The sequence below is a fragment of the Winogradskyella sp. HaHa_3_26 genome (genome assembly GCF_019278425.1).
GTDB lineage: Bacteria > Bacteroidota > Bacteroidia > Flavobacteriales > Flavobacteriaceae > Winogradskyella > Winogradskyella undariae.
This window is the reverse complement of sequence record NZ_CP058981.1, coordinates 631,127-658,068: the sequence shown is the minus strand read 5'-3', so window position 1 is coordinate 658,068 and position 26,942 is coordinate 631,127. Positions and strand designations below refer to the sequence as shown.

The 26,942-nt window shown below is 32.0% G+C and carries 23 protein-coding genes, 1 tRNA gene and 1 riboswitch; of the genes, 2 read left to right on the top strand and 22 right to left on the bottom strand.

Annotated elements, in window-relative coordinates:
* Positions 1 to 9: 9 nt before the first annotated feature.
* From H0I32_RS02835 to H0I32_RS18140, 6 genes are all read right to left on the bottom strand, one after another.
* Positions 10 to 2,853, bottom strand: a complete 2,844-nt coding sequence (locus H0I32_RS02835) for a M16 family metallopeptidase (RefSeq protein ID WP_179314011.1) — start codon at positions 2,851 to 2,853, stop codon at positions 10 to 12.
* Between the two features lie 401 nt (positions 2,854 to 3,254).
* Positions 3,255 to 5,378, bottom strand: a complete 2,124-nt coding sequence (gene scpA, locus H0I32_RS02830) for a methylmalonyl-CoA mutase (protein ID WP_179314010.1) — start codon at positions 5,376 to 5,378, stop codon at positions 3,255 to 3,257.
* Positions 5,379 to 5,425: 47 nt separating this feature from the next.
* A complete protein-coding gene (locus tag H0I32_RS02825; RefSeq protein WP_179314009.1) occupies positions 5,426 to 6,793 on the bottom strand; it encodes a methylmalonyl-CoA mutase subunit beta in 1,368 nt (455 codons plus the stop codon).
* Complete coding sequence (locus H0I32_RS02820; RefSeq protein ID WP_173586769.1) at positions 6,786 to 7,112, bottom strand: FtsB family cell division protein; 327 nt, start codon at positions 7,110 to 7,112, stop codon at positions 6,786 to 6,788. Before H0I32_RS02820 ends, H0I32_RS02825 begins: the two co-directional genes overlap by 8 nt.
* Complete coding sequence (udk, locus tag H0I32_RS02815) at positions 7,112 to 7,717, bottom strand: uridine kinase (protein WP_173586770.1); 606 nt, start codon at positions 7,715 to 7,717, stop codon at positions 7,112 to 7,114. The genes H0I32_RS02820 and udk overlap by 1 nt, the downstream gene beginning before the upstream one ends.
* A 55-nt stretch (positions 7,718 to 7,772) precedes the next feature.
* Positions 7,773 to 8,084, bottom strand: a complete 312-nt coding sequence (locus tag H0I32_RS18140; RefSeq protein ID WP_179314088.1) for a c-type cytochrome — start codon at positions 8,082 to 8,084, stop codon at positions 7,773 to 7,775.
* 369 nt (positions 8,085 to 8,453) lie between these two features.
* Between H0I32_RS18140 and H0I32_RS02805 the strand changes: the two genes are divergently transcribed.
* Positions 8,454 to 8,528 (top strand) — tRNA-Pro (locus H0I32_RS02805).
* Between the two features lie 175 nt (positions 8,529 to 8,703).
* Here H0I32_RS02805 and H0I32_RS02800 read toward each other — a convergent pair.
* The 13 genes from H0I32_RS02800 to H0I32_RS02740 form a co-directional block, all read right to left on the bottom strand.
* The gene (locus H0I32_RS02800) at positions 8,704 to 9,678 is read right to left on the bottom strand and encodes a T9SS type A sorting domain-containing protein (RefSeq protein ID WP_179314008.1); all 975 of its coding nucleotides are present in this window, start codon (positions 9,676 to 9,678) and stop codon (positions 8,704 to 8,706) included.
* Entirely contained in the window at positions 9,675 to 10,961 is a 1,287-nt protein-coding gene (locus H0I32_RS02795) for a YncE family protein (RefSeq protein ID WP_179314007.1), read from the bottom strand. The genes H0I32_RS02800 and H0I32_RS02795 overlap by 4 nt, the downstream gene beginning before the upstream one ends.
* 21 nt (positions 10,962 to 10,982) lie before the next feature.
* Positions 10,983 to 12,071 carry a YncE family protein gene (locus tag H0I32_RS02790; protein WP_179314006.1) on the bottom strand — a complete coding sequence of 363 codons (1,089 nt, stop codon included), beginning with the start codon at positions 12,069 to 12,071 and terminating at the stop codon, positions 10,983 to 10,985.
* Positions 12,072 to 12,074: 3 nt separating this feature from the next.
* Positions 12,075 to 13,862, bottom strand: coding sequence for a TonB-dependent receptor plug domain-containing protein (locus H0I32_RS02785; RefSeq protein WP_179314087.1), 1,788 nt, complete (start codon positions 13,860 to 13,862; stop codon positions 12,075 to 12,077).
* An 81-nt stretch (positions 13,863 to 13,943) separates the two neighbouring features.
* Positions 13,944 to 14,174, bottom strand: a riboswitch (cobalamin riboswitch).
* Positions 14,175 to 14,337: 163 nt separating this feature from the next.
* Entirely contained in the window at positions 14,338 to 15,522 is a 1,185-nt protein-coding gene (locus H0I32_RS02780) for an ABC transporter permease (RefSeq protein WP_179314005.1), read from the bottom strand.
* Positions 15,519 to 16,664: an ABC transporter permease gene (locus H0I32_RS02775; protein ID WP_246293616.1), complete on the bottom strand. Its 1,146-nt coding sequence runs from the start codon at positions 16,662 to 16,664 to the stop codon at positions 15,519 to 15,521. Before H0I32_RS02775 ends, H0I32_RS02780 begins: the two co-directional genes overlap by 4 nt.
* A gap of 48 nt (positions 16,665 to 16,712) precedes the next feature.
* Complete coding sequence (locus H0I32_RS02770; RefSeq protein WP_179314003.1) at positions 16,713 to 17,687, bottom strand: HlyD family secretion protein; 975 nt, start codon at positions 17,685 to 17,687, stop codon at positions 16,713 to 16,715.
* Complete coding sequence (locus H0I32_RS02765) at positions 17,684 to 19,153, bottom strand: TolC family protein (protein WP_179314002.1); 1,470 nt, start codon at positions 19,151 to 19,153, stop codon at positions 17,684 to 17,686. The genes H0I32_RS02770 and H0I32_RS02765 overlap by 4 nt, the downstream gene beginning before the upstream one ends.
* 210 nt (positions 19,154 to 19,363) lie before the next feature.
* Positions 19,364 to 19,846 (bottom strand): DUF4625 domain-containing protein, encoded by a 483-nt coding sequence (locus tag H0I32_RS02760; RefSeq protein WP_179314001.1) that lies wholly within the window; start codon positions 19,844 to 19,846, stop codon positions 19,364 to 19,366.
* A 57-nt stretch (positions 19,847 to 19,903) separates the two neighbouring features.
* Positions 19,904 to 20,701, bottom strand: coding sequence for a DUF4625 domain-containing protein (locus H0I32_RS02755; RefSeq protein ID WP_246293615.1), 798 nt, complete (start codon positions 20,699 to 20,701; stop codon positions 19,904 to 19,906).
* A gap of 25 nt (positions 20,702 to 20,726) precedes the next feature.
* Positions 20,727 to 23,096 carry a TonB-dependent receptor gene (locus H0I32_RS02750; RefSeq protein WP_179314000.1) on the bottom strand — a complete coding sequence of 790 codons (2,370 nt, stop codon included), beginning with the start codon at positions 23,094 to 23,096 and terminating at the stop codon, positions 20,727 to 20,729.
* A 188-nt stretch (positions 23,097 to 23,284) separates the two neighbouring features.
* Positions 23,285 to 23,578 carry a hypothetical protein gene (locus tag H0I32_RS02745; protein ID WP_179313999.1) on the bottom strand — a complete coding sequence of 98 codons (294 nt, stop codon included), beginning with the start codon at positions 23,576 to 23,578 and terminating at the stop codon, positions 23,285 to 23,287.
* A 67-nt stretch (positions 23,579 to 23,645) separates the two neighbouring features.
* Positions 23,646 to 24,035 carry a MerC domain-containing protein gene (locus tag H0I32_RS02740; RefSeq protein WP_179313998.1) on the bottom strand — a complete coding sequence of 130 codons (390 nt, stop codon included), beginning with the start codon at positions 24,033 to 24,035 and terminating at the stop codon, positions 23,646 to 23,648.
* Positions 24,036 to 24,170: 135 nt separating this feature from the next.
* Between H0I32_RS02740 and H0I32_RS02735 the strand changes: the two genes are divergently transcribed.
* The gene (locus H0I32_RS02735) at positions 24,171 to 24,545 is read left to right on the top strand and encodes a Fur family transcriptional regulator (RefSeq protein WP_173586784.1); all 375 of its coding nucleotides are present in this window, start codon (positions 24,171 to 24,173) and stop codon (positions 24,543 to 24,545) included.
* On the opposite strand, the gene H0I32_RS02730 is transcribed toward H0I32_RS02735, so the two are convergent.
* From H0I32_RS02730 to H0I32_RS02720, 3 genes are all read right to left on the bottom strand, one after another.
* Entirely contained in the window at positions 24,542 to 25,567 is a 1,026-nt protein-coding gene (locus H0I32_RS02730; protein ID WP_179313997.1) for a cytochrome-c peroxidase, read from the bottom strand. The two genes, H0I32_RS02735 and H0I32_RS02730, sit on opposite strands and share 4 nt — an antisense overlap.
* Before the next feature lie 79 nt (positions 25,568 to 25,646).
* The gene (locus H0I32_RS02725) at positions 25,647 to 26,513 is read right to left on the bottom strand and encodes an MbnP family protein (RefSeq protein ID WP_173586786.1); all 867 of its coding nucleotides are present in this window, start codon (positions 26,511 to 26,513) and stop codon (positions 25,647 to 25,649) included.
* 58 nt (positions 26,514 to 26,571) lie between these two features.
* Positions 26,572 to 26,940, bottom strand: a complete 369-nt coding sequence (locus tag H0I32_RS02720) for a hypothetical protein (RefSeq protein ID WP_179313996.1) — start codon at positions 26,938 to 26,940, stop codon at positions 26,572 to 26,574.
* Positions 26,941 to 26,942 lie beyond the last annotated feature (2 nt).

The window sequence follows — 26,942 nt, the reverse complement described above, 5'->3', positions numbered from 1 at the left end:
ACTTTAATCTTATTTTTCAGGATTATGGATCCCTGTGATATGACCTTGTGTTAAATATTTTTTTGCTACACTATGTAAATCTTCAACAGTTAAACCGTTTACTGCATCTTCAAATTTTAAAATATCTTCTGCATCTTTTTTAAGATAATCTGCATTTTTTAGCTGTGATAACCAAAATCGATTTGTTTTTAAATCTTCTTTATAATCTAAAATTTGAGCTTTTTTTACTTTTTCTAAATCTTTGTCTGTCGGACCTTCTTTAATAAGTAAATCGACTTCTTTTAATGTTGCAGCTATTAGCTTATCTACATTTTCAGGTCCACAAGGAAAACTAATAGTAAATCTATACCAAGGGTAAGGCATGTTACTAATGCTTGCACCAGCACCAGCACCATAAACGCCACCTTCTTCTTCTCTTAATTTTTCAACCAATTTAATAGTGAGTACTTCGGCTAAACTTTTTAAGGCATGAGCTTCTTTTTCGTCATAATCTGTAGGACCATGATAAGTCATCCTAACAGAGCTTTTTGGATCTTCACCTTTTTCTATAATTTTTTGATGAGAACCCGTTAATGGTCTAAAATCCGTTACGTTATAAGTTTCTTTGCTATTAGTGCTTGGTAAACTCGCTAAGTATGTTTCGCAAAGTTCTACTAGTTTTTCTTCGTTAATATTACCTACAAAGTAAAAGTGAAAATCTCCTGCATCAGCAAAGCGCTCTTGGTATTTTTTGTAAGCTAAATCATAGTCCGCATTATCCATATCTTCTGCAGTTGGGAAGCCTGAGTATCTTGGACTTTTTCCATACATAAATTCAGACATTTTATCTTGAAAGTAGTATTGAGGATTAGATAAAAGGTTACCTAAAAATGCTTTTTGTTTTTCAGCAAAACTTTTAAATGCTTTTTCGTCTTTATTTAAAGCAGTAAAATATAAATGTGTTAATTGAAATAAAGTTTCTAAATCTTTTGGTGTTGTGCTTCCTGAAATTCCCTCGCTATAAGTCCCGATTGATGGTCTTACATAAGCAATTTTCCCAGACATCATTTTACTTAATTCTACCTTATTAAATCCGTTAACACCAGCTTCTGTTAAACCTCCGTTAGCATTAGAAGTTGCTTTGTAATCTTCAACAGAATATAAAGATGTTCCTCCGTAGCTAAATGCATCAAACAAAATTTCATCATTTTTAAAATCTGTTTTCTTGTAAGTAACCGTTGCTCCGTTGCTAAGCGTTAAGGTTGTTGTACCAAGTGTTTCGTCTGTCTTATAGTCTTTAATACTTCCTTTTGTTGGCGCATTTGTAATTAATGAAGAAGCTACAGCTTTATCTTCGTAAGGTTTTAAATCCATAGATTTAACCGTATCTAACAACTCGGTAACTTGTGCTTCTTTAACTGGTTCTAAATCTTCTTTTTCAGGACCTGTAAGAATAACCACTCTGTTATCTTCTTTAATATAAGATTTAATAAGTGCATTAACTTCTTCTAAGGTTATGGTTGGTAATTGCGAGTTCATAAAATCGAATCTCCAATCCATACTTGGCATAGGGCTTTGTTCTAAGAAATTGTTGATATATCGACCTACAATTCGGTTAGATTCCATTTTGTCTCTATCTTTATAAGCACGTTCCATATTGGCAATTAAGTCTTTTTTAGCACGATTAAATTCACCTTCAAAAAAACCGTGTTGACGAACACGTTCATTTTCTACTAAAAGTGTTTTTAGAGCATCTAATTGTCCAGTTGGACTTGTCATTGCAAAAGATTGAAATGCATTTTTTGTACGCGCATAAGTTCCGCCGTAATAAGAGTAACCATAAACAAAAGGTGGATTCTCTCCATTTCTAATTTCATCTAATCGGTTGTTTATCATTTGAGAAAATAAATTTTCTACCATAGATTTTCTATTGTCGGCATAAGTTAAATCGGGCTTAGAGTTAACCTTATCCTTAAACATTAATTGTACATTAGCAAAAGGCGCTTCTTTATCAGACTCGATTGCAATAAATGTTTCGCTATGATTAGGTAAATCGAATGAAGGTCTAGGTTTTGGATTTTTAGGATTTTTTATATGACTAAAATGAGATTTTATTTTCTCTTCAAGTGTAGCAACATCGATGTCACCAACAGCAATAACAGCCATTAAATCGGGTCTGTACCAATCTTTGTAAAAGCGTTTTAAACTTTCGTATTTAAATGTTTCTAGATTCTCTTTCGTTCCAATAGGAAGACGTTCTGCATACATAGAGCCATACATCATTTTAGGCAAGTATTCTTGCATCATACGCTCGTCAGCACCTTTTCCTAAACGGTATTCTTCTAAAACAACACCACGTTCATTATCAATTTCTTCGTCTGTTAATAAAGCATTATGTGCCCAATCTTCAATAATTTGAAATCCTTTTTCTAATTTTTCAGGATCATCACTAGGAATTGGTAGAATGTAAACAGTTTCGTCAAAACTAGTATATGCATTAAGGTGTGCACCAAATTTTACACCTATACTTTGAAGATAATCTACAAGTTCATTTTTTTCGAAATTTTTCGTTCCATTAAAACTCATATGTTCCATAAAATGAGCAAGACCTAATTGATCTTCATCTTCTAAAATAGAACCGGCATTGATAACCAGTCTTAATTCTACTTTGTTTTCTGGTTTAGGATTGTTCTGAATGTAATAGGTAAGTCCGTTTTTTAAAACTCCAGTTTTTACGTTTGGATCTGTAGGAATAGGATCTGAAGGATTGTATTTTAATTGAGTTTTAGATTTTGTGGCTATAACTTGAGCATTTATAGGAAATGCAAGTGTAAGGCACATTGTAATTAATGTACTAATAAATAATTTTTTCATTGATTGATGAGTTTAATGAATTAATATTAAATAAGGATTTGCTCCTAATTTAGATATAAAATTATGATTACTAAAACAATAACAATATTTTAACTAAAAGGTTAGTTGATTTTGAAGGCTTTTTTATTTAAAAAAAGAGGAAAAATTTAATGTTATTATCACTTTTGCTTTCGATTTAGCCTGAGTGTTTCGGATACTTCTATTTCTAGATTTTCTTTCCTTATTATACTATGAAAGTTTTCTTTAATTTTTTAAATAGGATGTAGGCTGTCTTTACCAGCATTACTAATTGGTATCAATTATATGATGATTTTACGCTGTTTTTTAATTTGAAAAACTTAATACTTTAAGTTTATAAAAAAATGTAATTGATTTCTTTTAAATTTAACTTCACTCAATAATTAATCGATTAAAATCTCTAAAATCTGAATGGCAGCATCACTAATTTTAGTTCCTGGTCCAAAAACGGCAGCAGCACCTGCATCTATTAAATAAGGATAATCTTGTTTTGGGATAACGCCACCTACAATAACCATTATATCATCACGGCCATATTTTTTAAGTTCTTCGATAACTTGTGGTACCAAAGTTTTATGTCCGGCAGCTAAGGAGGAGATACCTAAAATATGCACATCATTTTCAATGGCTTGTTTTGCGGCTTCTTTAGGGGTTTGAAATAAGGGGCCGATATCGACATCAAAACCAACATCTGCATAACTAGTAGCGATGACTTTTGCACCTCTATCATGCCCATCTTGTCCCATTTTTGCAATCATAATTCGAGGTCTACGGCCATCTTGTTCTGCAAATTTATCGGCAAGTTCTTTCGCTTTTTGAAAGCTTTTATCGTCTTTAATTTCTTTACTATACACGCCTGAAAATGATTTTATTTGTGCTTTATAGCGTCCAAATTCAACTTCTAAAGCATCGCTTATTTCTCCTAATGTTGCTCTTTTACGAGCTGCATCTATGGCTAAAGCTAATAAATTTTCATCACTTGTCTTAGCTGCTTCTGTTAATTTTAATAATGCTTCTTTGACTTCTGTCTGATTCCGAGTCGCTTTTATAGTGTTTAAGCGTTCTATTTGTTGTAATCGTACAGATTGGTTATCTACTTCTAAGGTAGAAATAGGATCTTCTTGCTCTAAACGATATTTATTAACACCAACAATAATATCTTGTGTAGAATCTATACGAGCTTGTTTACGAGCAGCAGCTTCTTCAATTCGTAACTTAGGTATACCAGCTTCAATAGCTTTGGTCATGCCGCCTAATTTTTCAACTTCTTGAATTAACTCCCAAGCTTTTTCTGTAATATCAGCGGTTAATTTTTCAACATAATAACTACCTGCCCAAGGATCTACCGTTTTTGTAATCTGCGTTTCTTCTTGTAAATAAATTTGTGTATTTCTCGCAATACGTGCAGAAAAATCTGTTGGTAAAGCAATGGCTTCATCTAGCGCATTGGTGTGTAAACTTTGTGTACCTCCAAAAGCTGCTGCAGAAGCTTCAATACAAGTTCTTGCTACATTATTAAAAGGATCTTGCTCGGTTAAACTCCAACCCGAGGTTTGGCAATGTGTTCTTAACGCTAATGATTTTTGGTTTTTAGGATTGAAGGGCTTTACTAATTTTGCCCATAGCATTCTTGCCGCTCTCATTTTAGCAATTTCCATAAAATGATTCATGCCAATAGCCCAAAAGAAAGATAGGCGAGGAGCAAAAGTATCAATGTCCATACCTGCCGCTAATCCTTTTCTAATATATTCTAATCCATCAGCTAAAGTATAGGCTAATTCTATATCACAGGTGGCACCAGCTTCTTGCATGTGATAACCTGAAATACTAATACTGTTGAATTTAGGCATGTTTTTACTCGTATATTCAAAAATATCAGAGATGATTTTCATTGAAGGTGTAGGTGGGTAGATGTAAGTGTTTCTCACCATAAATTCCTTTAAAATATCATTTTGAATTGTTCCTGCTAAGTCTTTAGCTTGTAGACCTTGTTCTTCTGCAGCTACAATATAAAATGCCATAATTGGTAATACGGCTCCATTCATAGTCATTGAAACCGACATTTTATCGAGTGGAATCTGGTCGAAGAGTATTTTCATATCTTCAACAGAATCGATGGCAACACCAGCTTTACCAACATCTCCTACCACGCGTTCGTGATCAGAATCATATCCTCTATGTGTTGCTAAATCGAATGCTACAGATAGTCCTTTTTGTCCTGCAGCGAGATTTCGTCTGTAAAAAGCATTACTTTCTTTAGCTGTTGAAAAACCAGCATATTGCCTAATAGTCCAAGGTCTTCTTACATACATTGTAGAGTAGGGACCACGAAGGTTTGGTGCTGTTCCGGCAACAAAATTGAGGTGTTCTAATCCTTCTAAGTCTTCTTTTGAATACGTTGATTTGATTGCAATACCTTCAGCTGTAAAAAAGTTTTTTTCTTTGTCCTTAGTCAAGGATTTTACTTCTGGTTTTAAAGCTATATGTTGAAGATTTTTTCTTGACATTAAGTTAAAGGTTAGAGATGAAAAAGAACTATAGAGTTGATTTCTATTTAGTGTTCTTCGTTATTTAGTCTTTTAATTTCTGTATTCTCAGATAATCTTTTTTGAATTACCGGAACAATTAAAGTTTTACGCTTTTCGATTTTTAAAAACGGACTTTTTTCAATTTCATTTTTCATTTTATCAGCAGAATTAGGATGTTTATTTGTTCCTAATAAAACTAATTTTTCAGTATCAAAATCAACTTGTTCTTTTGCGGCACTTTCTTTAATTTTTCTCTGAATAGTACCTTCTTTAAGTTGACTTAAAAAACCAGTATTAGCTTCAATATCTTTAAAAAGATCAAGTGCTTTTTCTGCCAATTGTTTTGTAATACTTTCTATATAATATGATCCATCTGCCGGGTTATTTACCTTATCAAAATAACTTTCATTTTTTAATATTAAAAGTTGATTTCTGGCAATACGTTCTCCAAATTCATTCGAATTATGAAAAAGAGTATCGTAAGGAGCATTACAAATTACATCTGCTCCTCCAAGAATAGCACTCATACATTCTGTAGTTGTACGCAACATATTAATATTGTAATCGTAAATAGTTTTGTTACGATTACTTGGTGTTGCTATGATTCTGCATGAATCATTAACACCGTATTCTGATGCTAAAGTGGACCATAATTGACGAAGTGCTCTGATTTTTGCCATCTCAAAGAAATAGTTTGTTCCTACGGCAATATTAAATGTTACTTGTAGGGATTGCTTGGCTTCGCTAGATCGTTTATTATCTAAATAATTTAAATATTCATTGGCATGAGCTAAAGAATATGCTAATTGCTGAACTATGGTAGCTCCTGCATTTTGGTATAAAGCAGAATCAATACTTAGTTGATTTGATGTTTTTACAATTTTTTCAAACTCACTATGATCAGCGTTAAGGTTTTTATACCAATTTCCTGTTTTAGCAAGTTGACCAATAATATCTGTTTGTATGTTTATAGAAGAAGCTTGAGGTGCTTTTTTTATAAAATCTACAGATAGAAAATCACATTTTAAATCAATGTTTGTTATATCTAAATCAATATTTTGAAATAGTTCTTTAAGTGATATCGATTCTGATTCTATATTAAAAATAATATTTTCAGCTCCACGCTTAATGGCATCTAAAGCTTTTAAATTACTGATTTTAGAATCTGTAACATTTATAGCCTGGCTGATTTTAAAATTAGTAGCTTTACTTTTAGAAACTTCGGGTAAGGTTTTAAATTCATCAGCATGGTAAAACGGTTTTACATTGATATTCTCATTGGTTTTCCAAATAAGTGTTTCGTTGTAATCTGCTCCTTTAAGATCAAATTGAATCTTTTGTTTCCACGCTTTTGAAGATACGGCTTCAAAATCCTTAAATAATGATTTACTCATCTCGTTTTTGTTTCGCGATACTGTCTTCATACTCTATAATAAAAATGTCTTCATTAGACTTTTTCATGTAATAGGTTTCTCTTGCTGTACGCTCAATACCCTCGTCTGTGCTCAGTTCTTTAATAGCTTTGTTATCTTTAGCCATCTCGTTTCTGTAATGTTCTTTTTGATATTCTAATTCCTCAATATCATTATTTAATTCATGATGAAATAACCATGAATGTGCATCAAAAAAGAACATCCAAACCAAAAACACGGCAAGAACAATAACGTAAATGTTCTTAAAAGGTTTGAGATATTTTTTATTGAATTTTGGCATTATAAACGTTCGTTAATTATGGTTTTAACGATATCTACAGCTACCGTGTTGTATTTGTTATTTGGAATAATAATGTCAGCGTATTCTTTCATTGGTTCAATAAATTGCTGATGCATTGGTTTTAATGTAGATTGGTAACGTTGAAGCACTTCGTTGATGTCTCTTCCACGTTCTGTAATATCACGCCTAAGTCTTCTAATTAAACGTTCGTCTGAATCTGCATGTACATATATTTTAATGTCAAATAGATCTCGGATCTCTGAATGCGATAAAATTAAAATCCCTTCTACAATCATTACTTTTCTAGGTTTAGTAACAATGACATCTCCTGTTCGGTTATGTTTTACAAAAGAATAAACGGGTTGATTAATAGATTTTCCTAGTTTTAAATCTTCAAGATGTTCTCTAAGTAAATCAAAATCTATAGATCTTGGGTGATCAAAATTTATTTTAACACGCTCTTCAAAACTTAAATGTGTGGTATCTTTATAGTAAGAATCTTGTGAAATCACACCGACTTCACCTTCTGGTAGTTCATTTAAAATTGTGTTGACAACTGTTGTTTTTCCACAGCCTGTACCACCTGCAATTCCTATTATAAGCATATTTAATTCAGATTAGTTTATGCTGCAAATTTATATTTTTTAAGTTGTATTGTGTTTATAATTCTGAAACTTTCTCAGGAGTTACAAAGTTGTCAATATTATTTCCCCAATTGTTATTGATATAATTAATAGCATCTGCGACTTCTTTATTTGAAAGACCAAGAGGTGACATTACACTATTATAATCAATACCATTAACTGTAATCTTGCCTGTAAGTCCGTGTTTAATAGCTTTAATACTTTCTGTTTGATTTTCTTGTAAGAAGTCAGAATCTACTAAAGGAGGGAATATTTTAGATACACCTTTTCCATCAGTTAGGTGATATGTAATGCATAACTTATTATAGATTATTTTACCGCGTTCTATACTTTCTTTTAGTAATGGTAAATCTTGTTTCGTTACACTATTATTTTGAGCTGTGTTTTTAGATTTTTCTCATTTGAATTGCATGCTATTAATACGAATAGAGAAATATTTATGATAATTATTTTTTTCATTCTTTGATTAATTTAGTGGGCCCATATAAATATAGTTATTTGGTTTCTTAAAAATACCTTATTGATTTTTCTAATTCTGTTTTTCTATTAAGCTGTAACGCAAATAGAAGGGCATATTATTAAATTTTAGATCTTTTTTAAGTTGTGGTTTTTTTAAAGTAAAATTTAAAACTAAAAAATATTGCTATTATGTAAATAAAAGATGTATATTTGCATTCCGAAATTGAGAATACAAATTCGGGGTGTAGCGTAGCCCGGTTATCGCGCCACGTTTGGGACGTGGAGGCCGCAGGTTCGAATCCTGCCACCCCGACTACTTTATTCCAAATAAAAAAACTCTGTAAGTCTAATGATTTACAGAGTTTTTTGTTTTTAATTATGACTTTAAGTTGTTGGTTATTAACAGTTAAAGTGTTTTTAATCAATGCGTTTTTATATGAAAAAATGCTTTCCAAAGTAGTAAGGAAAGCATTTATATAAATTATCTTCTAGTTTTTAATAAGTCTATGTTGACTTACTTTTCCTTTTGATGCAATTCTAACTAAGTAAATACCACTTTTAAGTTCTGATATTTCTATAGCATTATTAGAGTTAACTTCTTTTGAAATCACTAATTTACCAAGAATGTCATAAATACTTACTTCAACTTTTTCAGTAGAATTGATGTGTAATTCATTTGAAGCAGGATTAGGATAGATAGAGACTACTGAATATTCTTCATCATCGATACTTAAAGATTGCTGATTAATAACACCGATACCGTCTAAATCAAATCCACTAGAATAAAATGGCGTTGAAAAAGGGTCATTAATAGCATTGCCAAAACTATCATATCTAGCATAAGCAGGATCTATGCTTCCCACAACATCAATAATCTTTACGTGTGTAATATTATTTTTGTTTAACAAAGCATCATCATCTATATCAGATAAGTCAAAAGGTGTTCCGAAAAGACCTCTGTATTTTCCTGCAAGATTATTGATATATGTAGGATCAACATTTCCAAATCCTCCAACTTGTGTTTCTGTTTGTGTTTCGCTATGAGATGGAAATCTAAAATAATTAACACCATCAGAGCTCACTTCAACAAAAGCTAATTCTAGAAATGTATCACTAAAACTGTTTTCAAAAACAGCAAAATCAAAACCATCTTCATTAGCTATTGGTGTTTCAAAGGTTAGTACAGCTTCGCCAGCATCACCTAAGCTTACTACATTATTAGTTGCTATACCTAAAGCATCTTCTGCAACTCCATAAGTTGCATAATTACTACCTTCATGTTCTTGCGAAGGATTAGAGATATTTACATATCCACGTTGTAGTTCTATGCCGGTTGCCCAGGCTACAAAAACATCGCTGTCTGCAGCAATTGCTGTAGATCCTGCTTGACCCGCAGCAGGTGCGTAATTTTGTGCTTGTAAAACAAAGCTAGAACATAGGAAGAGAAAGATTACTTTGATCATTTTACGATTAATTTTAAAGTTGTAGAATTTCCTTTTACTTCCACATTAACTAAATACATACCAGCTTCGATACCGTCTAAAGCTATTGGCTGCGTGTTTGTGTATTTTACAGCTTTTACTAATTTACCAGAGACATCATACATTTTGATATTCGCATTTTCAGTAAGGTTTAATTCAAAACTTCCTGATGCTGGGTTAGGATATAAAGTTGTCGTTTCAAAAGCAAAATCATTTACACTTAAAGTACTTTCGCTTTTATAAACACCATTAGGTAATGGTCCTACAGTATATTCTGTAAGTAAACTTCCACTTTCATCATATACAAACACTTTTCCTGAGCTTACATAATCTACTGCATCTAATAAATAGAGTTTGTCGTCTATCTTATCGAATCCATAAGGTAATTGTGCATTATTAGATGAATTAAAAGCAACTGTTGGAAGTGCTGTATCTGTTAAAGCCATTTTATAAATGTCTCCATTGAGAACATAGTATAAATCAGTTTCGCCTAATGCTAAAAAACTTGGATGTTCTGTAGTTTGAAAATCAATTGTAACATGGTTGTCATAATCAGATAAATCTATTTTATGAATGCTACCAAGAGTTTCATCACCTGTCCATGATGGTTTTCCGCTAGATAAAACATAAAGATAATTGTCTTCAACTTTTATTGTAGATGGTACATCGCCTACGGTAATAGATTCTACTGTATTAGTAGCTATATCAATTACAGAAATAGTATTACCAAATCCGTAGCCACCTTGATGAGCAACAAATAGTTTTCCGTCTTTTTGTATAATTTCTTCCGGACCTTCTACAACAGATATTGTTGAAGTAACGGTATTTGTAGCTAAATCAATTACAGCAACATAATCGTCTGTAGTGTCAAAACCATCTCCCCAATTTGTTACATAACCATTTCCGTTATAGAAAGTAATGTTTCTAGGGTTGCTTATTTGATCTGTTATACTGGTTACAAATGCAAAAGTAGTACTGTTAATGATTTTTATTTCATTACTACCATTAAGTACCACGTAAGCATAATCGTCATTAAAGCCCATACCTTGTCCTGTATTTCCCAACGACATACTTGGATTTTGAGTGGTAAAAATATCATTATCTAATGTTCCACTTTCATTTATGTGAGAAAGAGAAGCTGTATCGGTACCATATAATCCTTCATTTAAGATAAATACACCACCAGAGTAGTCTTGTGCATAACTACTTGCAGAAAGTAGAATTGCTGTTAAAATGTAAAATGCTTTTTTGTAATTGTTTTTCATAATTTAATAGTTTTTAATTCGTTATAGATTGTTAAAATAAAATGCATTTGGAATGATTTGAACAGAAAATTGATTTTGTAAATCACCATTTAGATTATAAATAAATGCTTCGCCATTAGAAGTGTAATCTTTAGCGTCAGCAATATAAATAGCACCTTCATGTACCTTAAAAGCATAAAGAATCTCCACACCATCTGCTGCTGGTGAAAAATCGAAATTTTCTGGTAGTTGAAAAGCATTACTATCTATGGAGTAAACCTCATTATTTAAGGTGTAATACAAAATTCCATTTTCAAACTCTAGATAGCTAGGGTGTAGTTCTGCAGAGAAATTAAGTACTGTTATTTCATCTGTATTAGATAGATTGATCTTAAAAAGTTTAGCTAGGGTTTCGTCTCCTGTCCATGATGCTTTACCAGAGCACATCACATAAAGAAAACCGTTGTCAATAACCATTCCGTCTGGTACATCTGCTACAGTAATAGTATTCAAAACACTTTGTGATGCTACATCAATAACACTTATAGTGTTGCCATAGCCATAACCTCCTTTGTGAGTTACGTAAAGTTTACCGTTATCTAGTAGTATTTTTTCAGGACCCTCAGCTACCGGAATTGTAGCTTCTATAAGATTTGTGTCTAAATTTAAAACAGCAACATAATCGTCATTAACGTCATTTGGATCTCCCCAATTGGTTATATAACCTTTATTGTCACTAAATTCAATATATCTAGGATTTACAATCATATTGCTGACTGTTGCTATATATTCAAAAGTATAACGGTTAACAACTTCTATAGTAGCCGAATTATTTACTACGAGATATGCATTTTCACCATAAAAACCCATGCTTTGCGCTGTATCCCCAAGACCCATTCCGTTTACTTCAGAATAAATAGAATTATAAACTTCACCTGTGTTTTCAAAAAACGAAACAGAAGCATTAGAGTAACCGTATCCACCTTCATTCAAAATAAAAATTCCATCAGTGTAATCTCCAGATGGTGGTTGTACGGAAATAGGATCGTCTCTATCATCACTAGTACATGATGTCATAGTGATTAAAACTAACATTAGCAGACTTGCGAGTTTGTAAAAATATTTTTTCATTATTTAAAATTTTAGATGTAAATAGAAATTGAAATTCCGACCAGGCATTGGGCGGTTGAGAACGCTTTCGTAAGATTCGTTCCAGAAGTTTAATATTTGCGCTCCTATTTTATAGTCACGATTTTTTCCTAATGTGTATTCTGCTCCTAAATTAGCAACCATATAGCTGTCTAAAATATGTTCGGTAGCATGATCTGTGGTGGTAAAAACCTCATCGTTATTAAGGTATTGATAATAGGCCGAAATTCTTTTATAATTATACCCAAAAGAAGTCGTGAATTTGTAAAACGGAACATAGATGAGCTGTTTTCCTGTTTCTTTATTTTCTGAAACAGTATAAGCAAAGGTTGCAGAACCCGTGAATTTGTGATTTCCAAATGATTTCTGAGCTGTAACGACAGATTCTAGTCCGTAAATCTGAACTTTATTAGTGTTCTCTGGTCTAAAAATACCAGAGCTGTCAGGCACCCAACGTAATAAGTTTTCTACGTAATTATAATAACCTGTTAAGGAAATAGAAAGGTTTTTAAAATTGAAATTATTGCTAATTTCACCTTGATAAGATTCTTCTGGTTTTAAGTCAGGATTCCCAACACCTTGCCAATACAAATCGTTATAAGTCGGGATTCGGAAGTTTTTAGACGTATTAACTTTTAGTTGATAAAAATCAGTAAGCTTTGTGCTAAAACCTGCAGAATATAAAAGTGGATTTCCATATTGTTCATTCGTTTCTTGGCGTAATCCTAGTTCATAAAGAAACGTTTCTGAAAGTACATGTTTAAAACTGATTAAGGCAGCAGATAAGTTGCGTGTTTCTGAAGCAATATTAGAACCTTGACCATCATTGTGTGTGTAATTAATTCCTGCGGTAAGCAATATCTTATTAGAAAGGGCAAAATCTAGTCCGTATTTAGAAATAAAACTCGTCACTTTTCCGTAGGTGTAAAAATCATTGTCTATGTTACCGAAATAACGGTATTCTTCTGTTGTGGTTGCTATTTTTAGATTGGACTTAAACTTGCTGAAATGACTTTCCCATTCTACAAGAGAGCGTGTGTTAAAGTCAGTATATTTTGTTTTTAATGCGTTTGGTGTTGGTACTGAAAAATTTCGTCTACCATCATAAACATTCGCAAAAACTTTTAGGGTGTTATTTAAATTTAATTTCGAAGTTGCCGCTAAACTAATGTTAGTATTATGATACTGACCGTTAATATTGATGCGGTCTGTTTCTGGGTAGGGATAATCATTATCAGAAGCATTTCTGGCAATGCCTAAAAGCACACTAAATTTTTCTGATGAATAATTAGTTTGGTAATCTATGCCATAGGTGTTAAACTCTCCGTAGTTAGCAAAAAGTTCATTATGAAATCCTTTATTAAAACCGAGTTCATTTACCAGATTTATAGAGCCGCCAATAGCGCCACTTCCATCGGCAACACTAGAGCCGCCTGGTTTTATTTCTATTTTATTATAACCACGTGTATTTATGGTATTAAAATCGGTTTGTCCGGTGGTTTGTGAGTTAATGTTAATACCATTCCAAAGTACCGAAGTTTGTGATGCTGTTGTACCACGAAAAGAGGGTGAAGAAACCATACCTAAACCATTCTCCTTAAAATAAACCGTGCTATTAAAGTTTAGAAAATTAGTTAGAGAAGCTTGATTTTGTTTTAAGACACTATCTTTTACAATAGTTACATTTCTTGTATAGGTAGAATCTTTAAGTCGGTAGGCAATAAGGCGTACCTCTCTCAAAGCCGTGATGGAATCGGTTTGCGAATGAAGCATAGACGAAAAACCTATGCAAAATAATATGGTGCATACAAAATATCTCATAAACCCGATGCTTTTTACCCGAAAGCTGCTGTGTTAATTGTTGGTAAAATTGGCAGGTCTCCTGACTCGTGTCCGACTAATGTTCCTTCCCATTCAAAAAGAACAGTGGATGTTGAAGATTTTCATTAGTGGCATCCCAAAATGGGACTAAACTTACAGTTGCGGGAACAGTTCAGGATTATTTAGTTAACAACTATTTTACCTGATTCCCTTTTAATCATATCTATAAAAACACAGACATAAACCAATAGAGTGTAAAGGTAAATAATTGTATTTGAATTAAGATCAAAACAATCTCTTAATTAGTGAAAAAAAATCAGTTGATTTAAAGATGAATTAGATTCATTTTTCTTAAGCTCTAATCTATGTTTTAATAAACAAGATGCTATCGATTATTTATATATTGAGGTAGTTGAGGTTTTACAATTTAATTAGAAAGGTTAATAACCGATTTTTGAACTTTATTTCTCAAATAATTAAACCTTAAAAATGCTAAAACATACCCAACTAACAATAATATAAGAAGATGAATAATTTCATTATTATAGTAGGGACTATCTACCCCCATAATCGTTTGTTTTTTTAGGAATTCAAAATAAGGTCTAAGCGGTATAAGATTAGCGATACTTTGTAAAAAGAGAGGCATTTCTTTAAAAGACCAAGTAATTCCGGTAATTAAAAATACAGGATAAGAGGTGAATGCCATAATTTCCATAGCACTCGTCTGAGATTTAAAGAAAGAGGATATAAACCAAGTATAAAATATGGTGGTTATAAAAAATAAAAATGTTACTGTAAATAACGTAAATAAACTGCCGTTTAATGGTAAGTCTAAAGCAGGATATGCAACTAGAAAAGTTAGTGTCATATAAGCAAAATAGAGTGTCATATAGAAGCCTGTTTTTCCTAAAAAATAATTTAAAAAACTAAATTTACTGTCTTTAAAATTAATAAGAATTTGATTGTTTTCACAGTCAGAAGCTATACTTTCAGATAAGCTAATTAGTAAAGTTTGGTGTAGAATAAGTATCAATAATGCAGGTAATAAAAAATTACCGTAATTATTAGTCGGATTGTAAACCGCATGAATTTGCGCCGTTACAGGCTTTGCTTTGTTTTTGGCCGTTGAAGGGTTTATTCCTTTCGATTCAAAAAACTGTTGGCGTGAGTCTGAAGCATATTCCATAGCTACTAAATTAACAGCTTTGTTAATGTCGTTAGAAGATAGAAACTTAGAGTTATTAAGAATTAAACCAATTGGTGCACTTTCTTTGTTAATTAATTTTTTTTCAAATCCATTAGGGATTTCAACTATGGCTTGAACATCAAAATTATTGAATCCTTTTTCAGCTTCAACACGATTTATATACGTATCAGTAATATTTATTTTTTGAGTCGCATTAAGTTTTGTTAAGAACGCTTTACTGCTGTTAGAGTGATCTAAATCTACTATACCAACATTTACTTTTTCTTCATCTTTATTCATGTAGGTAGTCCCCATTAAAGCAAAATAGAGTAGAGGTGCTGCTAATAATGCTAATAGAATACTATGATCGGTTTGTATGAGTGTTGTTTCTCTTTTTAGCAATCTCCATATGATTTTTAGATTCATATTGCACTTGTTTTTGGTTGTAGAAAAATGATTTTTCTATTAATTATTAACCCTGTAATAATTATTAAAATACCAACGACGAGGAATATTGTAAGTTTTCTTAATTCAGGGACAATAGAATAGAAGGGCGTATCTAGTTGGTAAATTTTAAGAAAAGCAGTTAAAAAATGGGTGTAAGGTATCGCTTGTGCGTACATGCTATTAAACCAAGGCATAGCCCAAATTGGAAATGTAAATCCACTAAATACAAATGCAGGTGAATTGTAAAAAATAGCCATGTCTAAAGCAATAACTTCAGATTTAAAAATTAAAGAAATTCCGAAACCAAGGCATATATTAACCGTAAGGAATAGTAATAGTAGGAGTAATAAATAGCCGATGTTTCCATATATAGGAATACCAAAAACAGGAAATACAATAGTAAATATTAACCCACATAAACTTAAACCATAAATCATGTATGCTAAATATTTTCCAAAAAGTATGGTTAATATATTGCCGTTAGCAGTACGATACAAATCTTCATAAGTTCCTTCTTTCCATTCATTATTAAAAGCTCTTGTGGCAGCAAAAAAGATGATCATTTGCAATAAAACAGTCGCTAAACCAGGTAATAAATAATAGACATAATTATACTGTGGGTTGGCTAAAACTTTGGTGTTAACTTTAATTGGTAAAACGGTTCCTAATATTTTATCTGGATTAATTCCTAAAGGTGCAATGCTTTTAACCACAACTCCTGCGCTTACTAATTGTGTAATTTGCTCAGCTGATTTATACAGAAGATTTCCGAAAACAATATTGGTAGAGTTGGTATATATTTTTAATTGAACAGGAATACTTTTAAGGACATCTTTATGAAAATCTTTAGGGATATAAAATATACCTTGAACTTCATTTTTAACAAAAACATCTTCAATAGCATCGTTTGAAGACATATAATAAGTCACTTTTAGATTTGGTGAAGCTTCTAAATATCGAATATAAGTTCTACTAAGTTCACTATTATCATTATCATAGACAGCTACCGAAACCTCTCTTAATGCGCCTTTATAATATATTGAGCCTAGCACAAAGAAGACTATTATGGGAACTATTATAAATAAATTCCGAGTCGATTTTAGGCGTGCTAACCTGAGCATTTCTCGTTTGAAAATATGATAAAAAGGCAAATTCATGCTTTTTGGGACTTATTTTATTATTTGAATAGACATTCCAGGACGTAATTCTGAAATACGTTCTTGTGGTTTAAGGTGAATTTCGAAAGATTTCAATTCATATTCTCCTTTTGCTTTTATAGGAACCCACGTTGCAAAATCTGCCATTGGCGAGATATATGTCACTTTAAATTCTAAGGTGTCATTGCTTAATCCTGGGATTTTAGCTTTGTAGATTGTTCCCATTTTAAAGTCTACCAAATGATCTTCTCTAACATTAAAAATAGCATAGATATCTTCAGGTTTTTGAATGGTTAAAATAGGATAACCAGCAGCCATAACTTCACCTTCTTCAGCAATTTGATTGCTAATAACACCTGCGGTAGGGGCAACAATTTCTAGTTCATCATAAAAAGCTTCCATTTCACTATAGGCACCTTGAGCGCTTTCGTAGCTTCCATAAGCGGCTTTAATATCCTCTTTTCTTGTACCGCTTTTTCCCATGTTCCACATAGATTCAGCAGCGTTCATTTGTTCTTTTGCAGTATCATATTTAAATTGAATTTCGTCCATTTCTTGTTTAGAAATAATACTGTCATCATAGAGTGCTTGGTATCTTTTATATGTTTTTTCGGCAAAATCAAATTGACTTTTCGCCATTAAATATTGGTTTTTAAGAGCATTGACTTCCTCTTTACGTGCACCAGATTCTGCTTTTTCAATTAAAGATCGTGCCGCTTTAACCATCCCTTCAGCTTGTCCTTTTTTAGCATCTAAAACATCGGTTTCTAAAGTAGCTAATACTTGCCCTTTTTTTACGGTACTTCCCTTTTCTATTAAAATAGTATTGATTCGGCCTGCTATTTCAGAAGCAACGTTTACTTCTGTAGTCTCAAGCATACCAACGTATACGTCTTCTTTAGGTGTGGTAGCGCCTATTAAAAAATAGACAATAGAGAAGATGATTATTAATATAGGAATTGATAATACGATGTACGATTTTTTCATGGTAAATATTGGTTACTTAAAATTGGGATTATTTTTTCGGGTTCGCCTATGGCAGTGTATAAATTAGCGATGGCCTTATAATAACCATCAAGAGCAACGAGTTGTTCTATTTTAGATTTTTCGTAAAGTAAAGAAGCATCAATGACATCAATAGATTTTCCTATACCTTCTTCAAAACGTCTTCTGTTTATTCTAAAGTTTTCTTCTGCTAAATCTACGGTTGTTAATTGGCTATTGTATAATTTTTGCTGATTAAGTGTATTCCTATAATTACTTTCAACAAGAAGTTTAATTTGTTGGGTAGCGTATTGCTTTGCGTTTTTCACTTCCTCTTGAAGATGTTTACTCGCCTTTAATTTATTAATATCCTTAAACCCATTAAAAATGTTGATTTGCGCTTGTACACCAACAATGAATTTTGAAGGAATAATGGGTAAATCTTCACGAAACATATTATAAGTACCAAAAGCAGCGATGTTAGGCATGAATTTGGATTTCTCTAATGCATGAGATTGTTTAGCCATCACTTCTTTTTGATTGATGAGTTCTAAAGCAGGTTGATTGGTGTTTGCAGTTTCTAAAAGCTTACTGAAATCAAAATATAGATTTTGATAACCAATACTATCTATTGTTTTTAAGACTGTAGAATCGGGTAAATTCATTGTTGTACGCAATGCCATTTCTGCTAATTCAAGTTTGTTCTTATCATTGTTAAGATCCTTTTCAGCATTGGCTACAGCGACTTTTGCTCTTAATAAAACATGTTTGGCAAGGATTTCTAATTCAATAGCACGTTCGGTTTGCTCTTGGTGTTTTAGCATGCCTTCATATGCTTGTTGGCGTGTTTTTATCACTTGTTTTAAAAGGACTACGGTAAGATAACGGTCTATCAGTTCGTTAGCTATTTCGTTTTTAACTTGTTTTAATTCTATTTCTGATGATTCTAATTCTGCTTTTGCATAACGTTTTGCGGCAATAATTTTTCCACCTGTAAAAATGGGTTGTGTAGCTGTAATAGCAGCCGTTGGAATGTTCTGATTATCGACAACTAAATTGTAAGAAGGCAGTTGAGATAAAGAACTAACAATTGTGCTATAAGCAGATTCTGCAGGTAATGCTAAGCCTAATTCTTCACCATAAGCACTAATAAAAGCGGTTCCGTATTTACCAGCCAAGTCATCTATAGAATTTTTAACCTGAGAGGTGTTAATTTTCATATTTTCGCTGAGGTACGTGTAACCACCTATAAGATTTACGGAAGGTAAAAAGTTTCCTTTAGCAGCTTTATCTTCAAATATTTTTTGCTGAACACGTTCTTCATAACGTTTTATTTTCTCATTGTTGTTGTAACTTATTTCTAAGGCCTCAGAGATACTTGTTACTTTTTCTTGTCCGTAAGTGTAATAGGAACAGAGCAAAGTAATAAGGCTAATACGCAGAATTTGAGTTGTTTTTTTAGAAAACATATATGTCTTATTGATACAAAATTGAATAATGAATTTTTTGTAAAATTACGCTGTAGTATTAACAATAAATATGACCTAGGTCAGTGTTTGAGGTGATTTGATTATGATGACTAATTTATAAATAAAAAAGTGCCAATATTTTATTACTGGCACTTTAAGTAAACATAAAATGGACTAATTCAAATTATATTTGTACTAGGGATAGTTTTGTTATTCAATAATCTTAATATCAATAGAGGTTCTACTTTGCCAACCAGTTACATCTGTTACGGAATAAGCACAGTGGTAATCTCCGGTGTCAATATCATTAGGAATAGTTATGCTGATATCAATTTCATAAGTGGTTAATCCTTCTTCAATATTAAAATTCTGCATATATATGAAAGGATTTACAGCTACTTTTATAGGTTCTAAATCACATGTTTCACCTTGGTCATCATGCGTGTGATGGTCAAAATTATGGTGAAGATCTAAACTGTAAGAAGCTAACGATCTGTTGTCTGTTACTTGTGCTTTAAAAGTGTAAGTTTCCCCTTTTACAAGTTGTTCGCATGCCTGTGGAAAACCTTCTGTGTAGTTAATCGTAATTGTTGGTTTTTCTTCATCTATATTAATGCTATCATCACTAGAACACGATGTAATTAGTAACATTATAGAAAATACGAAGTAAAAATAAGTTGATGTTAATTTCATTTTATAGAGTATAAAACCGCATAGCATATTTAGTATACTATGCGGTATAATAATGTATTAAGACGCTGTAATATCTATGTGTGTTTCGTAAGATTTTGTGTTTCCATCTTCATCCTCAACAGTAAAAGTAACATGATATTCTCCTGCAGGTGCAGTTGTTGGTACATCAATATGTTCATGGAATTCAACGTCTGTTAGGTCATGGTAACCTTCTGAAAATACAATTTCTTCATCCCATTCTATTTCACCATCACCAACAGGAAGATCATGAGCGTGAATATCTACCGTTATATTATGGATGCCGTTTAAAGCACTTATCATAAATTCAGCATGAAAATCAGTGCCTTTAGCAGCTGTAGTATCTACAGAGTAATCACTTAATGTAATGTGATTTAAAATTTCTAAATGACCTTCAATTTCAGTGCTATTCCCTAACTCATCTATTACAGTTAATTCAATATGATATTCACCAGCTGGTATATCTGTTGGTACATCTACATGTTCATGGAAGGTTGGGTTTATTACTAGGTAACTAGCATCTGTGTATTCTTGGAAAAAATCCCACTCAACTTCACCATCTGCAAGCGTTAAATCGTGTGCATGGATAGAAAGCGTAATGCTGCTAACTACGGCTTCAGCATTAATTTCTGCTTCTAAATGAATGTCAGAGCCTTTAAAAGCAACTTGGTCTGTTGAGTGTACGCTGCCTTCACCGTATTCAAAACCAGTTATTTCTGGTGCATTTAAGCTAGATGATCCGTTGTCATCATCACTGCTACATGAGTTTAAAAGGATTCCGAAGAAAGCGATAATTGCTAAAAATTTAAAATTTGATTTCATAATGTTTGTTTTCATGGTTGTTAATTTATTATTGATTGTTTTAAAAGGTTTGTGTTAATGCTATTGAAATATTTCTTCCAGCTTCGGGCACATCGATTAAGCGATAAAAACTAGTGTGATCGTAATATTTAGTATCGAAAACATTATTGAGCTTAAATTTTACATCTAAAGGACGTTTTGTTTTAAAGAGCTCAATTTGTGTTAAAAGCGACATGTTTAAGACTTGATAACCATCCGTTTTTTCTTCTGGCGGAACAATTTCATTTTGTTTTGCTGTAATTCTATAATCTGCTATAAGTTGCGGTTGTTTAAAAAAAAGAAAATCTTTAAATTGGTAATTAGCCGAAAATAATCCTGATAATGGTGGAGAAAACGGAATAGTAAAGCCTTCTTTTGGTCCACTAGTTTGTCTTGAGTAGACATATTCTGCAGAAGCATTTAATTGAAGATTGTTGATTATGTTGGTGCTTGCTCTTAATTCTCCTCCAGCTCTAAATACTTTGTTTTGAGTATACTCATAAATTTGTAATGTCTCGTAATAGTTAGACGTTGGATTTAAATAAATAAAGTTTTCAAAAAAATTAACAAAAGGACTAATACCAAAGCTGTAGTTTTTTGTGGTATGATCTATGTCAATATCTAATTGATAAGATTCCTCAGGATCTAAATCTAGATTTCCTTTTTCATAACGGTACATGTGGTAATTAACACCATCAGAAGCCAATTCATTAGCTAATGGCATTCTAAAACTTTTGCCAATATTTATTTTGAAAGTTGTGTTTTTAACAAGGTAACTTAAACCTAAAGAAGCACTGATGTTTCCAAAATTCAGAATTTTATCTTGTGCTCTTTGTAAATACACATACGATGTAGAACCGTTGGCATTGTTGATGGTTGACGGATACCAATCAAAATAAGATTTGCTATTTATTTGTCCATAATCATAACGTACACCTGCTAAAAGGTGTAAATCTGAATTGATTTCGAATTGATCAAAAGCAAAAGAACCAATGGTAAAACGGTTATATTCAGGGATTAAAAATCCCCATCCACCAATCGTATTGTTTTGATATTCTAGGTTTATACCAGCAACAATATCGTGTTGTTCATTAGGTTTAAAAGCGTCTTTAATATTTAGAGAAAATGTGTTTTTATTAAAACTTCGCTCTTTGCTATTAGAAGGTGTTGGCATAAAACCATGAGGTACAGGTTCTGAATGTTCTTCTCTAATATTATTTTGAAAGCCTAAATCAGCATGAATAGTGTGTTTGTCTAAAGCTAATGAGGTGTTATTTGTAATTTTAAAATGGTTAACTTTATGATAGGGAAGGTCAATATCTCTGTTAGAGCTATCATAGTCTATACTAGATATTCTCACTTCTAAACCATGTGCATTGGCAAAAAAACCGTTTTTAGCGTTAACGTTACTAATCGTCGTTTCTGAGGTGAATTTATCAGTGACATAACCGAGACTTATGCTAGCGTTAGCTTCTCGTCCTGCTGTATTACGTAAATTATTATCGTGTAACTCAAAGATATAATTCTCGTAATTTATTTTATCTGTGGGTACTTTGTAGTCGCCATAATCTCTGTATGTAATACGTCCACGATAAAACCATTTTTCTTTTCTTGCTTGGATTCCTGCTGAAATTCCTAATAAATCATTATTACTTTCACCTAATACATTTACTTCACCACTAAAAGAATTAACAAGGGGTACTTTATTGGGTTGAATATCTACAACACCAGCAATAGCATCTGATCCGTAAACTAATGAAGCAGGCCCTTTTACAATCTGTATATTTTCAATTCCATATTGATCAATTTCTAACCCATGATCATTTCCCCATTGTTGAGCTTCGTGTTTTATACCATTTTGTACAACAACAACTCTGTTAAAACCTAAACCTCTAATGACAGGTTTAGATTGTCCGGATCCAATTTTAATAGTACTGACACCTGGAATTTTACTAAGCGTTTGCATCAGGCTATTCTCTCTGTTATTAGAAAGAAATTCTTTAGTTACTAGCTGTGAAACTACAGGTGATTCATTACGTTCTCTTTTTTTTGTTTTTCCATTAATTTCAATTTTATCAAGCGCAGTGGTAGATTCTTCTAAGAAAATTTTATGTGTTTCTTGATCGTTTCCTACGTCAACAGTTATAGTCTTAGAAGTAAAACCTAAATGCGATATGGTGAAAGTATAGTCGCCTTCAGAAATATTTTTTAAAGTAAAAAATCCTGTAGATGATGATGTAGAAAATGAACCTTTACCAATAATATTGGCACCTTCAATAGGTTGTAAGGTTTTTGCGTTTGCTACAATTCCTTTTATTTGAAAAGAATCTTGCGCAAACAATATTGAGCTAAAGCTAAAACATAGCCATAAACTCAGTGTTCTGTAAAACATAATGAAATACTATAAAATTTAATTAACTGTTCTTAAGATTGAACTTTAACAAAGCCTATATTTATTCGTATTAAATAGTTGCATCAATTACAATAATTTATAAAATCAACGTTGTTGAAATCTATAATGTAGCTTGAAGCGTTAAGTAGTTAAACGAAACTTATTTTAATAAAAAAGTATAGGATAATTTATAGTGAATAGGGTGGAGGCCGACCAAATAATTGGTTAGAAGCAATGGTATTAGAAGTTACAAAAGAGAAATGCTTTATTGTACTTCTATTAATGATTAGCTCGGTATTTTCAATTGAAAATTCTTGAGGTTCTAGTATAAAAGCAGGCGTTAAATTATGAATTGTTGCATTATCACAAACAACACAATGTGTAGCATCATCTTTATCATCTTCATGCGTTAATGCATGAATTCCTATCAACTTAATCGATAGAAAAAGAATAATAAAGAAATATGTGATGCTGTTTTTCATTTAAGACTAGAAATATTTTAGATTTTCGAACTTATTAATAAGTTTTAAATTTTATTAATGTTGTGATTTATTGTCTTTGTTTGGCTGTTTTTCTTAATAAATTCCAATTAATATAATGCGCAAAAGCGATTAAAGTAGCGCCAATAACGGTATTGCTAATTTCCCATAAATCGGTTAAGTGAAGTCTACTTATTGTTAAAAATAGAAAACCTAATAAAGCGACTTTTAAAGGCTTAGTTTTATGGTGGGTATTTTTATAACTAGGCCAAAGTGAAGTGAATATAAACACAAGACCTAGGCAAATAAAGGTCCACTCAATAATTGGGTTATTTAAAAAATATAAACTGCTAAAAGATGAAAACGAAAGCAATATTGGCAGAAAAGCACAATGAATAGCGCAAACTAATGAGCTTGTCATTGCTATAATATCGAGAGGGTTGTTTTTTGTTCTGCTCACGTTCTTCAATTTTATTTGACTTATATTGATTTGTTAAAGCGATTTTATCGCATTAGTAAGTTTTGCAAATATATTATTTATTTATAATATTGCAATGTTGTTGCAATAAATTATTGCAAATAAATCGCATTAATAATGAAAAGAAGAAATACGCCTAGTAAAGAAGCTGTTTTAAGTGTTATAACTAAGGCAGGGAAAGCGATGAGTCAAGATGCGATTGAGGAAGAAATTGCTATTGATATTAATAGGGCAACCATCTATCGTGTTTTAAATCGGTTTTGTGACGATGGTGTGCTTCATAAAGTCATGGCGGAAGATGGTAAGCAGTATTTTGCTTTGTGTGAAACTTATGACACCAAAGCCGCAACACATCAACATTTTCATTTTAAATGTACAAAATGTGATACCGTAGAGTGTCTTCCTAATCAGGTTAATTTTTCTATTCCAGATGGTTATTTGGTTGAAAGTGTAAATTGTGTTTTAACAGGGGTTTGTAAGAATTGTTCTTAATCATCAAGACTTATAAATTCAGAATCACTTAAAGTCTTCATAAAAGCTATTAGATCTATTTTTTCTTGTGCGGTAAGTGGAATTCTATTGTCATTATCTTTTAAAATAGGATCAAGATTATCGGCTTCTAAAACACCATTATTTAAATAATCGAGTACGTCTTCTAAGGTTGCAAATTGCCCAAAACTGCCGTAAGGTGATGTATATTCAATATTTCTTAAACTCGGTACACGGAAACTCATGTAATCTTCAGTACTTCCTGTAATTCTTGCTCGTCCTGCTTCTTCAGTGTCTGGGTTTATAGGAAATCCGATATTTCTATAGGTTTGATCCGTAAACAATTCTGTACTATGACAGCTGATACATTTTTCTTGAAAAACGGCAAATCCTTGAGCTTCACTTTCTGTGAATGTTTCACCTTCATTTCGTTTTACTTTATCGTATTTACTGTTTGTTGAAATCAATGTGTATTCATATTGCGCTATACTGTTATAAATTCCATCAGCAGTAATTCCTTCGCCATTAAAAGCATTCTTAAATAATTCAATATAAGATTCATCATTTTCAATCTTACCAATAACTTCTAAAATAGAAGAGTCCATTTCTTCATGTGTAATAATAGGGACTAATGGTTGATCTTCGAGTTGAAGTTTATTTCCATCCCAATTATAAACTTGCATAAATGCCATATTTTGAACAGGTGGTGCATTACGAAGTCCTATTCGTCCTTCAATACCTATGCCTTTCGGATTATGATCTGCAAAGGCACTTTCTTGTATATGGCAACTAGAGCAAGAAATTGTATTATCTGTACTTAAACGTACATCGGTAAATAGTTTTTTACCTAACTCTACACCAAATTCGGTAGGTATATTCGTGTAAAATGAACTGTTTAGTTCAGGGAAATCACTAGGGATATTTAATGACACCTCAGGATTGTTATAAGAAACAAGCTCTGAATCATCATTGCTACACGAAGACAATAACAGTACAATAAATAAGGTTCTTATGAGATTTTTCATTTGTAAGATATATGATGAAGAATAGTTAAAAAAGAGCCGGCTTGAGTTTTTCATCAAAACCGACTCATAAAATATAGATTTAGTTTTCTACAGAAGTAATAGAAAACATTCCTGTTGTATCAGTTGTTCCGTTGCCTCCAATATTCTCTACAAACTTCATCATTTCAGTTGCTGTATGAGCACTAGGTGTAGCGTTATTAGTAATATCTTCAGTAGTAACTAATGTTATAGTATAGTTTTCTCCACTTAATAAATAATCAAAATTAGCGTTAATAGCAATTGTTGGTGCACTATTACCAACAGTTGCTGTAGTAGGAAGACTTAATGTGATATCTCTATAAGCATCAACACCTTGTGTGTAATTACCTTCTTCTCCTTCTAAAGTACTTCCAGAATGGAAAGACAATTCTTTATTATCGGTATCGTAGAAACCTTCAATTTTAGTAAAACGGTATCCTGTTCCCCATTCCCAATGCATTTGTGTTTCATTAGATCCTGCGTTATCATAAAATTCAGGGAAACTAACTTGGTCTAAATCATTTAAATCAGATTTTACACCTAAACCAAACTTTATTTCAGTGTAATCTCCAACTGGGATATCACTTAATACATAGCTTAACGTTTCAGTATTTGCTTGGTTTATTACTGTTGCACCATTGTCTAAATCATTTACATTATAAGGAATTTCGGTTCCATCAGCTTTTATAAGACGAATGTTACTTACAACATATTTTAATTCAGAAAAATGGTGAACTTGTCCCATTTCAGAAGTGTTTTCTGTTGCATCAGCAGCAGTTGCATCTCCTAGAACAATTGTTGTATTGTTAAACGTGTTTGTAAATTCTAATGTCACATTGTTTGCAACGGCATCGTTATCATCACTACTACATGACATAAAACCGACTAATACTGCTGCTGATAAAATATAATTTTTAAGATTTTTCATTTTCGAAATTTTGTGTTTATTGATATGCGTGTTTTTATTTTTAGTATGCTACAAAAAACTAAACATATATGGGTGGTGGCACTAAAATTTCTAAATAAGGTTCTTTGTGTTGGGTTTCTTGGTAAATGACTAATTCCTTTTTTTTGGTGATTTTTTTTATGTCTATATGATATTCATAATTTGGATTGAGAACCAAATCAAAATTCTTTGTGTTAATTATTTTTTCGGAATCTTTATGTTCTTTTTTTTGTAATTCTTTATGTAAATAACACTTTCCGTTACATTGTAATTCGGGTTTATCTTGGTTAACACAGAATTGTTTGGCGATAATTTTTTGGTTGAGTTTAAAGTGCACCATAACGACTGCGCGTTGTGAAATCACAAGCAGAAACAGAAATGTTATAAGTAAACTAAAAACTCTTTTCATCT

Coding starts and splice junctions, on each gene's coding strand:
- H0I32_RS02835 (WP_179314011.1), bottom strand. CDS start 2,853: ATGAAAAAATTATTTATTAGTACATTAATTACAATGTGCCTTACACTT.
- scpA (WP_179314010.1), bottom strand. CDS start 5,378: ATGTCAAGAAAAAATCTTCAACATATAGCTTTAAAACCAGAAGTAAAA.
- H0I32_RS02825 (WP_179314009.1), bottom strand. CDS start 6,793: ATGAGTAAATCATTATTTAAGGATTTTGAAGCCGTATCTTCAAAAGCG.
- H0I32_RS02820 (WP_173586769.1), bottom strand. CDS start 7,112: ATGCCAAAATTCAATAAAAAATATCTCAAACCTTTTAAGAACATTTAC.
- udk (WP_173586770.1), bottom strand. CDS start 7,717: ATGCTTATAATAGGAATTGCAGGTGGTACAGGCTGTGGAAAAACAACA.
- H0I32_RS02800 (WP_179314008.1), bottom strand. CDS start 9,678: ATGATCAAAGTAATCTTTCTCTTCCTATGTTCTAGCTTTGTTTTACAA.
- H0I32_RS02795 (WP_179314007.1), bottom strand. CDS start 10,961: ATGAAAAACAATTACAAAAAAGCATTTTACATTTTAACAGCAATTCTA.
- H0I32_RS02790 (WP_179314006.1), bottom strand. CDS start 12,071: ATGAAAAAATATTTTTACAAACTCGCAAGTCTGCTAATGTTAGTTTTA.
- H0I32_RS02785 (WP_179314087.1), bottom strand. CDS start 13,862: ATGCTTCATTCGCAAACCGATTCCATCACGGCTTTGAGAGAGGTACGC.
- H0I32_RS02780 (WP_179314005.1), bottom strand. CDS start 15,522: ATGAATCTAAAAATCATATGGAGATTGCTAAAAAGAGAAACAACACTC.
- H0I32_RS02775 (WP_246293616.1), bottom strand. CDS start 16,664: ATGCTCAGGTTAGCACGCCTAAAATCGACTCGGAATTTATTTATAATA.
- H0I32_RS02770 (WP_179314003.1), bottom strand. CDS start 17,687: ATGAAAAAATCGTACATCGTATTATCAATTCCTATATTAATAATCATC.
- H0I32_RS02765 (WP_179314002.1), bottom strand. CDS start 19,153: ATGTTTTCTAAAAAAACAACTCAAATTCTGCGTATTAGCCTTATTACT.
- H0I32_RS02760 (WP_179314001.1), bottom strand. CDS start 19,846: ATGAAATTAACATCAACTTATTTTTACTTCGTATTTTCTATAATGTTA.
- H0I32_RS02755 (WP_246293615.1), bottom strand. CDS start 20,701: ATGAAAACAAACATTATGAAATCAAATTTTAAATTTTTAGCAATTATC.
- H0I32_RS02750 (WP_179314000.1), bottom strand. CDS start 23,096: ATGTTTTACAGAACACTGAGTTTATGGCTATGTTTTAGCTTTAGCTCA.
- H0I32_RS02745 (WP_179313999.1), bottom strand. CDS start 23,578: ATGAAAAACAGCATCACATATTTCTTTATTATTCTTTTTCTATCGATT.
- H0I32_RS02735 (WP_173586784.1), top strand. CDS start 24,171: ATGAAAAGAAGAAATACGCCTAGTAAAGAAGCTGTTTTAAGTGTTATA.
- H0I32_RS02730 (WP_179313997.1), bottom strand. CDS start 25,567: ATGAAAAATCTCATAAGAACCTTATTTATTGTACTGTTATTGTCTTCG.
- H0I32_RS02725 (WP_173586786.1), bottom strand. CDS start 26,513: ATGAAAAATCTTAAAAATTATATTTTATCAGCAGCAGTATTAGTCGGT.
- H0I32_RS02720 (WP_179313996.1), bottom strand. CDS start 26,940: ATGAAAAGAGTTTTTAGTTTACTTATAACATTTCTGTTTCTGCTTGTG.